Genomic DNA, 12,509 nt, shown 5'->3' with positions numbered 1-12,509 from the left:
GCGTGGCGGCCGCGTTACTTCGCGGTGCTCCTGCCGGTGGCCGCCTTGCTCAGCAGCGGGAGGTAGCGGTCCAGCATCCAGGGCAGCGAGAGCACGTCGACCGCGCTCGTCGCGTACACGAAGACCGGGTCGGTGATCGGCACGTAGCCACCGCGGGCGACGGCCGGGTTGCGCCGGAACAGCGGGCTCTTCTCGATGCCGGACCGGGTCGAGGCGTCCAGGTACCAGGAGACCAGCACGTCGGTGTCGATCTGCGGCATCTTCTCCAGGCTGACCGCCTTGGCGAACGAGGCGGTCGAGTCGCCGACGCCGAGCTTGCTGACCGACGGCGACAGGTCGAAGCCGAGCTGCCTGAGCAGCTGCACCCGGGCGTCGGTGTCGTAGTAGAAGTTGAAGTTCCCGGCCTCGGTGCCGGAGCCGAACGCCGCCGTCTTCCCCCGGAACTCCGGGTGCTTCTTTGCCGCCGCGGCGATCGTCGCGTTCGTCTGCGCGGTCAGCTTCTTCGCCTGCGTCGAGCGGCCCAGCGCCTTGCCCACGATCGACAGCTGGTCCTGCCAGGAAGTGATCCACGGCTTGTCCGGGTACCCGACGGTCGGTGCGATCTCCGACAGCTTCCGGTACTGCTGGCTGGTGATGCCGGAGTAGACGGCGAGGATCACGTCCGGCTTCAGCGCCAGGATCTTCTCGTACGGGATCGAGTCGGTGCTGACCTTCAACAGCGTCGGCTCGGCGCCGTGCAGTTTCGGCTCGTCCCACGGCAGGATGCCGCCCGCCACGCCGGCGTCGGTGCTCATGTCCTGCATCCCGACCGGTACCACTCCGAGGGCGAGCGCCGCGTCCTGGCTGCCCCAGCCGATCGTGACGACCCGCTTGGGCTGCTTCTTCAGCGTCACCGCTCCCAGCGCCGAGTCGATCGTCACCGGGTAGGCCCCGGCGTCCGCCTTGGCCGTACTGCCCTGGTCGGTGCCGCCGGACGGCCCGGTCGAGCAGGCAGCGACGCCGAACAACAGCCCGGCCGCCGCGACGACGGTGGTGAGGCGCTTGGCAAGATGCATGGTGTCAGTCTCCGAGTTGTGCGAGCAACGAGCGATCAGTGTCCGATGTGGACTGTCGAGGGGGCGTCGGACGCGGCCGGCCGAGGTGAGTCCGATGTGGACGGGCGGGGTGAGTCCGATGTGGACGGCCGGGGTGAATCCGATGTGGGCGAGCTGGCCGAGTCCGGTCGAGAAGTGACCGGCGCGGCGGGCGGGCCCGGCGTGGATCGGGTGTACGGCACGGCCATCGGCGCGCCGCACACCGGGTCCGGAACGACCAGGCTGCGCAGCCCGAACACCTCCTCGATCAGCTCCGCGGTGACGATCGCCTCCGGCCGTCCGGCGGCGACGATCCGGCCGTCGCGCATCGCGACCAGGTGGGTGGCGTACCGGCAGGCGTGGTTGATGTCGTGCAGCACCGCGACCAGGGTGCGGCCGTGCTCGCGGTGCAGGTCCCGGCACAGCTCCAGGATCTCCAGCTGGTGGGTCAGATCCAGGTAGGTGGTCGGCTCGTCGAGCAGCAGCAGTTCGGTCTGCTGCGCGAGCACCATCGCCACCCAGACCCGTTGCCGCTGACCGCCGGACAGCGTGTCGACCCGGCGGGCGGACAGCTCCGTGACGCCGGTCGCCGCCATCGCGGCGGCCACCGCCGCCTCGTCGGTGGACGACCACTGGCGCAGCAGCTTCTGGTGCGGGTGCCGGCCGCGGGCGACCAGGTCGGCCACGGTGATGCCGTCCGGCGCCACCGAGGTCTGCGGCAGCAGGCCGAGACGGCGGGCGACCTGCTTCGCCGGGTACCGCTCGATCAGCTTGCCGTCCAGGTAGACGCCGCCGGTCCGCGGCTTGAGCAGCCGGGCCAGCGCGCGCAGCAGGGTCGACTTGCCGCACGCGTTCGGGCCGATGATGACGGTGAACTCGCCGTCCGGGATCGCCACCGACAGGTCGTCGGCGACCACGGCGTCGTCGTAGCCGAGCCGTACCCCGTCGGCGTGCAGCCGCGCCGGCGCGCGCTCGCGGTCGGCCGGCAGCGCCCGCGGGCCTGCATGTTCGGTCGTCACTGCCTGCGCGCCTCCTTGACCAGTAGCCAGATCAGATATGCGCCGCCGATCGACACGGTGACCACGCCGACCGGCAGGTCGGCCGGCAGCGCGTGCTGCGCGAGCTGGTCGGACACCAGCAGCAGTACCGCGCCGAGCAGTGCCGCGGGCAGCAACCCGACGCCCGGCGTACGGGTGAGCCGGCGGGCGACCTGCGGTGCGGCCAGCGCGACGAACGAGATCGGCCCGGCCGCCGCGGTGGCCACCGCGGTCAGCGCGACGCCGACCACGATCAGGCCCAACCGCAACGGTTCGGCCCGCAGCCCGAGCGCGCGGGCGGTGTCGTCGCCCAGCTCCAGGTACTTCAGTTTCGGGCCGAGCACGGCGACGCACGGCAGCAGTACGGCGAGCAGGACCGCCACCGGGGTGACGCTGCCCCAACCGAGCCCGTTGAGCGAACCGGCGCCCCACACCGCGGCCGACATCGCGGTCTGCAGGTCGGCACGCAGCAGCAGCCAGGTGTTGACCGAGCCGAGCATGGCGGCGACGGCGATGCCGACGATGATCAGCCGGAACCCCTGCACGCCGCGCCGGAACGCCAGCAGGTACACCGCCGCCGCGGTCACGATGCCGCCGACCAGCGCGCCACCGGCGGTCAGGTAGTGGTCGCCGCCGACGAAGACGATCACCAGCAGCGCACCGGTGTACGCCCCGGTGTTGAAGCCGACGATGTCCGGGCTGCCGAGCGGGTTGCGGGTCAGCGACTGGAAGATCCCGCCGCTGAGGCCGAGCGCGGCACCGAGCAGCAGGGCGAGCAGCACGCGGGGCAGCCGCCAGTCGACCACGACCATCCCGACGGCCCGGTCCGAGGCGCCGAACAGGGCCCGCACCACGTCGGGTACCGAGACCCGGAAGTCGCCCAGCCCCAACGCGATCAGCGCCACCAGCACGCCGAGCCCGGTCAGCGCCAGGCAGACTCCGGCGGTACGCAGGTCGATGCGCAGCGACACCGACCCGCGGCGGCGGCGCAGGATGCGTACCCGGCGGCCGAAGTCGACCCGGCTCGGCGCGGCCGGCCCGTCGCTGTGCTGCGTACCGAGGCTCACAGGCCGCTCGCCTGCCTGCGGCGTACCAGGTAGATCAGCACCGGCGCGCCGACCACCGCGGTGACGATGCCGACCTGCAACTCGCCGGGCCGGGCCACCAGCCGGCCGAGCACGTCGGAGACCAGCAGCAGGACCGGCGCGAGGACCGCGCTGAACGCGATGATCCAGCGCTGGTCCGGCCCGATCAGCCAGCGGGCGACGTGCGGCACCATCAGCCCGACGAACGCGACGGGCCCGACCGCGGCGGTCGCCGCGCCGCACAGCAGCGTCACCGCGACCACCCCGAACAGCCGGATCCTGGTGGTACGCACGCCGAGCCCGGCGGCGAGCTCGTCGCCCAGCGCCACCGCGTTGAGTGAACGCGAGATCGCGACCGCGACGGCCAGCCCGGCGAGCAGGAACGGCAGCACCGCCAGCACGATGTCGTAGCCGCGGCCGGCCAGCGAGCCCGCCTTCCAGTACCGCAGCTGGTCGAACGCGGCCGGATCGAGCAGCGTGATGCCGGAGCCGATGCCGGTCAGGACCGCGGACAGCGCCACCCCGGCCAGGGTGAGCCGGACCGGACTGCCGCCGCCACGGCCTGCGGAGCCGACCAGGTACACCGCGACCGTGGCGAGCACCGCGCCGAGGAACGCGAACCAGATGTAGGACCAGATGCTCGTCAGGCCGAACGCGCCGACGGCGAGCACGACGAAGAACGAGGCGCCGGCGTTGACGCCGAGGATGCCCGGATCGGCCAGCGGGTTGCGGGTCATCGCCTGGATCAGCGCGCCGGCGACCCCGAGCGCGGCGCCGACCAGCAGCCCGAGCACCGTCCGCGGCAGCCGTACGTCCAGCACGATCAGGTCGTCGTCGGAGCCGCGGTGCCCGAACAGCGTGTCCAGCACGGTGTGCGGGGCGATGTTCTTCGCCCCGATGGCGACGGACAGCAGCACCACCGCCGCAAGCACCAGCAGCGTCAGGGCGAACCAGCCGCCGCGGCCGCCGCCGGTACGGGCGAGGCCGGGCGTGCCGCTCCCCCGGCTCGGCGTGGGGCGGGTCGGTGCGCTGGTGGTCATCGAGGACCTCCCGCGAGACGCTCGATTACGGCCCGGTACGGGGCGCGCACCGGCACGACCGTGCCCGCCATCCGACCCCCTGTGCCGTCCCGGGCGCCGGCGGCCGTGGGGTGCCCGACCCGTACCGGCGCACGACGCGGCGGCGCGTTCCCTCCCGCGTCGCCGTCGATTAGGTTAGGCTAACCTGCTGAAGTTGCCAAGCGGGGGTACGCCGGTGTGAGCCGACCGACCCGACACCGCGCGCCGATGCCCTCGCGCGCCGCCGAACCGCCGCGGCGACCGTTGGCGGCCGACCTGGCCGGAACGATCCGGCCGGCGGCCGAACCCGGGGACCGAAGGGCGCTCGCCACATCACCTGGACGATCCGGCGAGCTCGAACTTAGGGTACCCTCATGCCATCCCCCGACCCCGGTACGGGCGGTCGCCTGCTCACCGCGACGCTGGCCCGGCACCGTGCGGCACTCGCCGCCGCGGCGCTGCTGTTCGCCGCGCACGAGGTCGGCGAGGCACTCGTCCCGGTCACCATCGGGCTGGTCGTCGACCACGCCGTCGACGGCGGCAGCACCGGCGACATCCTGCGCTGGCTGGTCGTACTGGCCGCGGCGTTCGTGCTGCTGTCCCTGACGTACCGGTTCGGCGCGCGGGCCGCCATCCGCGCCGCGCAGCACGGCGGGCACCGGCTCCGGCTGCGGCTCACCGACCGGATCCTGGATCCGGCCGGCGGGGTCACCGACCGCTGGCACCCCGGCGAGCTGGTCAGCATCGCCTCCTCCGACGCCGACCGGGTCGGCCGCTTCCTCGGTACCGTCGCCGGCGGCTTCTCCGCCGCCTGCGCGGTGGCGTTCGCCGCCGTCGTGGTGCTGCGGATCTCCTGGCCACTCGGCCTGCTGGTACTGGCCGGAGCGCCGATCCTGCTCGCCGTCACGCACCGGGTGTCCCGCCGGTTCGAGACCCGCAGCGGGGCCGAACAGCAGGCCGCGGCGCGCACCGCCGCGCTCGCCACCGACCTGGTCACCGGGCTGCGAGTACTGCGCGGCATCGGGGCGGCCGGTGCCGCGAGCGACGGGTACCGCCGCGACAGCGCCCGGTCGCGGGACGCGTCGATCGCCGCCGCGCGCACCTCGGCGTCGGTGCGCGGGCTCGCCGCACTGTTCAACGGCTGCTACCTGGCGGCGATCGCGCTGGTCGGCGGGCGGCTCGCGCTGGCCGGAACGATCAGCGTCGGCAGCGTGATCTCGGCGCTGGGCCTGGCCCAGTTCCTGATCGGGCCGCTGACCGGGCTCACCTCGCTCAGCGTGGCCCGAGCCCGCGCGCTCGCCTCCGCCAAGCGGATCGCCGCGGTACTGGCCGCGCCGCCCGCCGTCACCGTCGGCACCGGCACGCCGGACCCCGCCGGCGCCGGCGAGCTGCGCATCGAGGGCCTGTGCACCGGCCCGCTCGCCGGTCTCGACCTGACGGTACCGGCGGGCCGCCTGACCGGCGTGGTCACCGACCGGCCGGCCGACATCCACGCGGTACTGGCCTGCCTGTCCCGGCAGGCCGAGCCGGCGGCCGGCCGGATCCTGCTGGACGGCGTCGACCTCGCCACCCTCGATCCGGCCCGGCGGGCGGCGACCCTGGTGGTGTCGGACGAGCCGACGCTGTTCGCCGGTACGGTCGCCGCCAACGTGGCCGCCGCCGCGGCCGGGCCGGAGGCGGTCGCCGCCGCGATGACCGCCAGCACCGTCGACGAGGTGCTCGACGCGCTGCCGGACGGGGCGGACACCGAGGTCGGCGAGCGCGGGTACGCGCTGTCCGGCGGGCAGCGGCAGCGGGTGGCGCTGGCCCGGGCCCTCGCCACCGAGGCCCCGGTGCTGGTGCTGCGCGACCCGACCAGTGCGGTCGACTCCGTCACCGAAGCGGCCATCGCGCGGGGCCTCGCCGAGCTGCGCCGCGGCCGTACCACGCTCGTGTTCACCACCAGCCCGGTGCTGCTCGCCGCCTGCGACCGCACGGTTCCACTCGCCGCGGCGCGGCCGGAGGCGGTGGCGCCGTGACGCCCGAGCTGCTGCCGGTGGCGAGCGGGCGGCAGACGCTGCGCGCGTTGCGCCGGCTGCTCGGCACCCGGCGGCGGGTGCTGGCCGGCGCGGCCGCGGCGCTGCTGTTCGCCTCGGTGACCGGCCTCGCCGTACCGCTGGCGATCGGGTGGCTGGTCGACGCGATCACCGGCGAGCGACCGCCGACCATGGTCACCGTCGCGCTGGTCACCCTGGTCGGCGCCGCGGCGGCGCAGGCGGTACTCACCCACTCCGGCGGCGTGCTCGTCGCCCGGACCACCGAACCGGCGCTGGCGCAGCTGCGCGAGGAGGTGGTCGACACGGCGCTGCGGCTGCCGACCAGCACCGTCGAGCGGGCCGGTACCGGTGACCTGATCGCCCGGGTCACCGGCGACATCGAGCACGTGTCCGAGGCGGCGCAGGACGCCCTCGGCGTGTTCGTCAGCTCGCTGCTGACCATCGTGCTCACCATCGCCGGGCTGGCCGTACTGGACTGGCGGTTCGGCGTGGCGGCGCTGCTCGCGGTGCCGATCCAGGCGCACACGCTGCGCTGGTACCTGAAGACCTCGTCGCCGATCTACGCGGCGAACCGGCGCAGCGAGGGCGCCCGCGGCAGCCAGCTGCTGGAGGCGAGCGGCGGGGCGGCGACGGTCCGCGCGTTCGGGCTCACCGGCGCCCAGCGCACCGCTGTCCTCGACGCCTCGCGGGTCGCGGTGCGCCAGCAGCTCGCCGCGACGCGGGTACTCACCAGGTTCTTCGGGCGGCTCAACGTGGCCGAGTTCGTCGGCCTGGCCGCGATCCTCGCGGTCGGCTTCGTGCTGGTCGGCAGCCATGCCGTGACGATCGGCGCGGCGGCCGCGGCGGCGCTGTACTTCTCCCGGCTGTTCGATCCGATCAACACCGTGCTGGCGCTCGCCGACACGGTGCAGCAGGCGGGCGCGAGCCTGACCCGCCTGGTCGGGGTGCTGCACGCACCGCGTACCGACCGGGCCGACACCGGCCGGCCGACCGGCGCCGCGGTGACCGTGCGGGGCGTGCACGCCAGCTACCGGGCCGGGCACGAGGTGCTCGGCGGCATCGACCTGGCCGTCGCGGCCGGCGAACGCGTCGCCCTGATCGGTACCAGCGGGGCCGGCAAGACCACGCTGGCCCGGGTCGCGGCCGGGCTGCACGAGCCCGACGCGGGCGTGGTCGAGATCGGCGGCGTACCGCTGGCCGAGCTGTCCGACGACACGGTCCGGGCCAGCGTTCTGCTGCTGTCCCAGGAGACCCACGTGTTCGCCGGTACGCTGCGCGACGACCTGCGGCTCGCCGCGCCCGAGGCCACCGACGAGACACTCACCGCGGCGCTGGCCCGGGTCGGCGCCACTGGCTGGGTCACCGCGCTGCCGGGCGGTCTGGACACCCGGGTGGGAACCGGTGGGCACCGGCTCACCGCCGCGCAGGAGCAGCAGATCGCGCTGGCCCGGCTGATCCTGCGCGACCCGCCGGTGGCGATCCTGGACGAGGCGAGCGCCGAGGCGGGCTCGGCCGCCGCCCGCGAGCTGGAGGCCGCCGCCGACGCGGCACTGACCGGACGCACCGCGATCGTGGTGACGCACCGGCTGGCCCAGGCGGCGACCGCGGACCGCATCGTGGTGCTCGCCGCCGGCCGGATCGTCGAGTCCGGTACGCACGACGCGCTGCTCGCCGCCGACGGCCGCTACGCCCGGCTCTGGCGCACCTGGACCACCGCCACGGCGGCGGCCGGCGCCGGCGGGGCACCGCCCCGCGCCGGGGCGTCGACGTCCACTGTGGACTGACGGTACGGTGGGGCGATGGGCACCCGGGAGCGCGAGATCACCGAACCGGTCGAGCTGTGCACCGGCCGGGGCCGGCTCGACCCCGCCGCCGTCGGCTGGACCCGCACCCCGCTGCACCGGGCCAACCTGCGCGGCTGGGGCCGCACCAAGCGCTGGGAGTACTGGGGAGTCGTCACGCCGCGGCACCTGATCGGGCTGACCGTCTCGTCGCTGGACTACGCGGCGCTGCACGAGGTCTGGGTCCGCGACCGGGACACCGGCGTCGAGCACGGCCGGCAGGCGGTCGTGCCGTTCGCCCGCGGCACCGTGCTGCCGGACCGCAGCGGCGCCGGTACGGTCGTCGGCCGGGCCGGCGCCCTGGCGATCCGGATCGAGCAGGGGCCGGCCGGGTCGACGATCGGCGCGCGGCTGCCCGGCGTCGAGTTGGACCTGACCGTCCCGCTGCCGGCCGGGCACGAGTCGCTCGGCGTGGTGGTGCCGTGGAGCGCTCGCCGGTTCCAGTACACGGTCAAGGATCTCGGCCGACCGGTGTCCGGCACGCTGCGGCTCGGTGACACCGAACACCGCGTCGAGGCGGCCGACTCGTTCGCGGTGCTCGATCACGGCCGGGGCCGCTGGCCGTACCGGATCTCGTGGAACTGGGCGGCCGGTTGCGCGCCCGGCCGGGGCCTGCAACTCGGCGGCCGGTGGACCGTCGGCACCGGCACGACCGAGAACGCGCTGTTCGTCGACGGCCGGCTGCACAAGATCGGCGCCGAACTGACCTGGGAGTACGACCAGGGCGACTGGCGCGCGCCGTGGCGCATCCACGGCGACCGGGTCGACGTGCGGTTCGTTCCCTTCCACGTCAAGGCATCCCGCACCAACCTCGGCGTGGTCGCCTCGTCCACGCACCAGTGCTTCGGCCACTTCGACGGCTGGGCCGCCACCGACGACGGCGAGCGGGTCGAGCTGACCGGCCTGACCGGCTGGGCCGAGGAGGCCAACCAGCGCTGGTGACCGCGCGCCGGACGGCGCCGGCGGCCACCGACGAGCGCTCCGCCACCACGGAGCGACCTGCTGGCGCACGCCGGCCTTCCCCCGCACGGTTGGGGGCTGCTACCGCGGCGTGGCCTTCCCGATCGGCGTGGGCTGCTACCGCGGCGCGGGCTTCCCGATCGGCGCGGGCTGCCACCGCGGCGCGGGCTTCCAGAGCGTCCTGGGCTGCTACCGCGGCGCGGGCTTCTCCTGCGTGGCGGCCTTCGCGGCTGTCTTCGCCTCCTGCTTGGCCTTGTCGCGGGCGGCTCGGGCCCGGTTCTCCGCCTTGGCCAGTTCGGTCGCCCGGCGCTGCGTCGCCTTGCGGATGGCGATCGCCTGCTGCAACTCCTGCTCGGCGCGTTCCAGCGCCTGTTGCGGGTCCAGTTCGGGGCAGCCCGCCGGATCGGGTGGGGTCGCGCGCTGGCCGAACGCCGCCTCGATGCCGCCGAGGAGCACCTTCAACCCGAGCGCGAAGCTGTCCGGGTCGGCACCGTCGGTGTCCCCGGGCAGCTGGGCGGGATCGCCGAAGAAGGCACCGGATTCGATCAGCGGCGCCAGGCCGGGGAACCGCGCCATCGTGACGACCTCCCGGGCGAGATCCCGGGTCGCCGCCGAGACCCCGGGGCCGTGCCGGACCTCGTGCACCGTACGGGCGTGCCCGCGCACGAACGTCGAGATCAGCTGCATCAGCCCCAGCCGCTCGTCGTCGGTGATCGGCAGGGTCCGCATTGCCCGCAGCCCGGCGTCCACGACCCGTACCTGGCCGGGCAGCAGCAGCGACTCCGCCGTCGGCGGGATGTCGAGCAGCCACGGGTGTGCCCAGTAGATGTCGAGCAGCCACCGGGCCAGCTGTTCCAGGCCGGTCCGCCAGTCGTCGGTGTCGACCGGGACCGCCGTGTCACCGACCGCCCCGTCGAGCATCAGCGTGTACAGCTCGTTCTTGGTGGCGACGTAGCGGTACAGCGCCATCGTGGTGAAGCCGAACGACTGGGCCACCCGCTGCATCGTGACCGCCGACAGCCCCTCGGCGTCGGCGATCTCGATCGCCGCCTCGACGATCCGTTCGTGGCTGAGCTCGCGCTTCGGCCCGCGCTGCGGGGCCGCCGCCACCCCCCAGGCGAGCGAGACGGTGCGCGAGACGTCCTCATCGTGTGCCATCTGACCTCCGTCGACACTGTATGCCATGCACACTGTGTTGACCGCATACTGTTTTCGACGCATACTGTGTACGACGCATACGGCTTCTGCCGCGCACGGCGTCGCCCACCATCGACGGAAGGAGCACCATGCACGGCAGCATCCACGTCGCAGAACTGCGCAAGACCTACCGCGAGCCGGTCCTCGACGGACTCGACCTGGATGTCGGTGGCGGCGTGTTCGCGCTGCTGGGACCCAACGGCGCCGGCAAGACCACACTGGTCTCGATCCTCACCACGCTGGTACTGCCGGACTCCGGCGCCGTCACGATCTCCGGCGTCGACGTGCTCGCCGATCCCGCCGCGGCCCGGCGCGAGCTGTCGGTCACCGGCCAGGAGACCACCCTGGACGAGCTGCTCACCGGCCGGGAGAACCTCGTGATGCTCGGCCGCCTGCTCGGCCTCGGCGGTGCCGCGACCGCCCGCGCCGACCACCTCCTCGACCAGTTCGGCCTGCGGCAGGCGGCACGACGCACGGTGTCCACCTACTCCGGTGGCATGCGCCGCCGGCTCGACCTCGCGGCCTCCATGCTGCGGCAGCCGAGCGTGCTGTTCCTCGACGAGCCGACCACCGGGCTCGACCCGGCCAGCCGGGCCAAGGTCTGGGACGACGTCCGTGGCCTGGCCGCGGCCGGTACCACGATCTTCCTGACCACGCAGACCCTGGACGAGGCCGAGGCGCTCGCCGACCGCATCGCGGTGCTCGACCGCGGCCGCATCATCGCCGACGGGACCGCGGCGGAACTCACCGCCCGGGTCGGCGGTCAGCGGCTGGTGCTGCTCGACGCGAACGGTCGCGAGCTGCGCAGCATCGACACCGACGGCACCGCCGACTCGCTCCGCCGCGCCGTCGCGGACCTGGACACCGGCCAGCTGGGCGCGCACGTCGAGCTGCGCTCGCCGACCCTCGACGACGCGTTCGCCGCGCTGACCCACCGGGAGGAGATCTCCGCATGAGCACCCTCACCCAGCCCGCCCACACCCCGACCGTGCGGTACGGCACCGGCCCGCTGCGGGCCAGCACGATCTTCGTCGGCCGCAGCATCCGGCACAGCCTGCGTGACGGCGAGGGCCTGGTGATGGCCGTCGCTCTGCCGATCATGCTGATGCTGATGTTCACGTTCGTCTTCGGCGGCGCCATCTCCGGCGACGGGTACATCGACTACGTGGTACCCGGCGTCATCCTGATCACCGCCGGCTTCGGCGCGTCGTCGGTCGCCGTCTCGGTCAACCGGGACCTCACCCGCGGCGCGATGCGCCGATTCCGCTCGATGCCGATCCCCGCCGCCACCGTCCTGGTCGGGCACACCGTGGCCAGCATGATCCGCAACCTGGTCGCGACCGCGGTGGTGATCGGGGTGGCCGTCGCCGTCGGCTTCCGGCCGGACGCCACCCCGGTGGAGTGGCTCGGCGCGCTCGGTCTCGTGACCCTGTGGATCATCACGGTCACCGCGCTGTTCGCGTTCGTCGGCCTGGCCGCGGGCAGCCCGGAGGCGGCCGGCGCGTACGGGTTCGGGCTGCTGTTCCTGCCGTACGTGTCGAGTGCGTTCGCGCCGATCGACACCATGCCCGGCTGGCTGCAGCCGGTCGCCACGTACCAACCGGTCAACCCGATCATCGAGACCATCCGCGGCCTGCTGGTGGGCGGCGAGACGGCGCCATGGGCGGCGCTCGCGTGGTGCGGCGGCATCATCGCCGTCGCCGCCGTTCTCGTCGTCTGGCGCTTCCCGCGCAGCCGGGACCGCTAGCTGTTGTGGTTCGTGAGGTTGTTGACGCCGGGGAGGTAGTTGGGCCGCTAGCAGGGACGGGTCTCCTGGCGGTCAGGATGTGAAGCGCTGACAACACGCCCTGGCCGTCGAGGAGACCCGTCGTGTCCCACCGTAATGCCCCGTTGACCCCGGCCGGCAGGCTGCGTCTGGTCCGACGCTGCCACACCCGTCCGATCGCGCATGTGGCCGCTGAGGCAGGCGTGTCACGGCAGTGTCTGTCGAAGTGGGTCAACCGGTACCGGGCCGAAGGCGAGGCGGGTCTGGTCGACCGGCGCTCCAGGCCACGGCGTAGCCCGCATCGACTCGACCAAGCGGTCGTGGACCGCATCGAAGACCTGCGCCGGCACCGGAAGCTGTCCGCGCGGTTGATCACGGTCGAGTTGGCGGCAGAAGGCATCACCGTCAGCATCACGACCGTGGGTCGCTGGCTACGACGGCTGGGCTTGTCGCGCCG

Annotated in this window: 11 protein-coding genes; 6 read left to right on the top strand and 5 right to left on the bottom strand. The window is 73.9% G+C overall.

All coding sequences use genetic code 11. The features are described 5' to 3' along the window. Positions 1–14: 14 nt before the first annotated feature. The 4 genes from NUM_RS13330 to NUM_RS13315 all read right to left on the bottom strand — a co-directional run bounded on the left by NUM_RS13330 (position 15) and on the right by NUM_RS13315 (position 4,235). Positions 15–1,055: an iron-siderophore ABC transporter substrate-binding protein gene (locus NUM_RS13330; RefSeq protein WP_207125143.1), complete on the bottom strand. Its 1,041-nt coding sequence runs from the start codon at positions 1,053–1,055 to the stop codon at positions 15–17. 35 nt (positions 1,056–1,090) lie between these two features. Then, entirely contained in the window at positions 1,091–2,062 is a 972-nt protein-coding gene (locus NUM_RS13325; RefSeq protein ID WP_207125241.1) for an ABC transporter ATP-binding protein, read from the bottom strand. Positions 2,063–2,088: 26 nt separating this feature from the next. After that, positions 2,089–3,105, bottom strand: a complete 1,017-nt coding sequence (locus NUM_RS13320) for a FecCD family ABC transporter permease (RefSeq protein WP_207125240.1) — start codon at positions 3,103–3,105, stop codon at positions 2,089–2,091. A gap of 68 nt (positions 3,106–3,173) precedes the next feature. Beyond that, positions 3,174–4,235 carry an iron chelate uptake ABC transporter family permease subunit gene (locus tag NUM_RS13315; RefSeq protein WP_207125142.1) on the bottom strand — a complete coding sequence of 354 codons (1,062 nt, stop codon included), beginning with the start codon at positions 4,233–4,235 and terminating at the stop codon, positions 3,174–3,176. Positions 4,236–4,627: 392 nt separating this feature from the next. On the opposite strand from NUM_RS13315, the gene NUM_RS13310 reads away from it, so the two are divergent. From NUM_RS13310 to NUM_RS13300, 3 genes are read left to right on the top strand one after another with little or no spacing between them, the layout of a single operon-like run. Further along, on the top strand, positions 4,628–6,271 hold the full coding sequence (locus NUM_RS13310) for an ABC transporter transmembrane domain-containing protein (RefSeq protein WP_207125141.1): 1,644 nt from the start codon (positions 4,628–4,630) through the stop codon (positions 6,269–6,271). Next, on the top strand, positions 6,268–8,073 hold the full coding sequence (locus NUM_RS13305) for an ABC transporter ATP-binding protein (protein ID WP_207125140.1): 1,806 nt from the start codon (positions 6,268–6,270) through the stop codon (positions 8,071–8,073). The genes NUM_RS13310 and NUM_RS13305 overlap by 4 nt, the downstream gene beginning before the upstream one ends. Positions 8,074–8,088: 15 nt before the next feature. Then, a complete protein-coding gene (locus tag NUM_RS13300) occupies positions 8,089–9,072 on the top strand; it encodes a DUF2804 domain-containing protein (RefSeq protein WP_207125139.1) in 984 nt (327 codons plus the stop codon). A 207-nt stretch (positions 9,073–9,279) separates the two neighbouring features. Here the strand turns inward: NUM_RS13300 and NUM_RS13295 are convergent, their stop codons facing one another. Next, positions 9,280–10,248, bottom strand: a complete 969-nt coding sequence (locus NUM_RS13295; RefSeq protein WP_207125138.1) for a TetR/AcrR family transcriptional regulator — start codon at positions 10,246–10,248, stop codon at positions 9,280–9,282. Between the two features lie 128 nt (positions 10,249–10,376). Here NUM_RS13295 and NUM_RS13290 point away from each other — a divergent pair, with 128 nt between their 5' ends. From NUM_RS13290 to NUM_RS13280, 3 genes are all read left to right on the top strand, one after another. Beyond that, positions 10,377–11,243: an ATP-binding cassette domain-containing protein gene (locus NUM_RS13290; protein WP_207125137.1), complete on the top strand. Its 867-nt coding sequence runs from the start codon at positions 10,377–10,379 to the stop codon at positions 11,241–11,243. Beyond that, the gene (locus NUM_RS13285) at positions 11,240–12,034 is read left to right on the top strand and encodes an ABC transporter permease (RefSeq protein ID WP_207125136.1); all 795 of its coding nucleotides are present in this window, start codon (positions 11,240–11,242) and stop codon (positions 12,032–12,034) included. The genes NUM_RS13290 and NUM_RS13285 overlap by 4 nt, the downstream gene beginning before the upstream one ends. Positions 12,035–12,156: 122 nt before the next feature. Then, positions 12,157–12,509, top strand: a 353-nt coding sequence (locus NUM_RS13280; RefSeq protein WP_207123995.1) for a helix-turn-helix domain-containing protein, incomplete at its 3' end; no start/stop codon positions are given.

Source organism: Actinocatenispora comari (assembly GCF_017312725.1).
Classification (GTDB): domain Bacteria; phylum Actinomycetota; class Actinomycetes; order Mycobacteriales; family Micromonosporaceae; genus Actinocatenispora; species Actinocatenispora comari.
The sequence above is the reverse complement of the archived record's forward strand: the minus strand, read 5'-3'. Positions and strand labels throughout refer to the sequence as shown.

What these genes read in the sequence shown, in the direction of transcription:
- NUM_RS13315 (WP_207125142.1), bottom strand. Translation starts at nt 4,235, where the DNA reads ATGACCACCAGCGCACCGACCCGCCCCACGCCGAGCCGGGGGAGCGGC.
- NUM_RS13330 (WP_207125143.1), bottom strand. Translation starts at nt 1,055, where the DNA reads ATGCATCTTGCCAAGCGCCTCACCACCGTCGTCGCGGCGGCCGGGCTG.
- NUM_RS13285 (WP_207125136.1), top strand. Translation starts at nt 11,240, where the DNA reads ATGAGCACCCTCACCCAGCCCGCCCACACCCCGACCGTGCGGTACGGC.
- NUM_RS13295 (WP_207125138.1), bottom strand. Translation starts at nt 10,248, where the DNA reads ATGGCACACGATGAGGACGTCTCGCGCACCGTCTCGCTCGCCTGGGGG.
- NUM_RS13310 (WP_207125141.1), top strand. Translation starts at nt 4,628, where the DNA reads ATGCCATCCCCCGACCCCGGTACGGGCGGTCGCCTGCTCACCGCGACG.
- NUM_RS13290 (WP_207125137.1), top strand. Translation starts at nt 10,377, where the DNA reads ATGCACGGCAGCATCCACGTCGCAGAACTGCGCAAGACCTACCGCGAG.
- NUM_RS13300 (WP_207125139.1), top strand. Translation starts at nt 8,089, where the DNA reads ATGGGCACCCGGGAGCGCGAGATCACCGAACCGGTCGAGCTGTGCACC.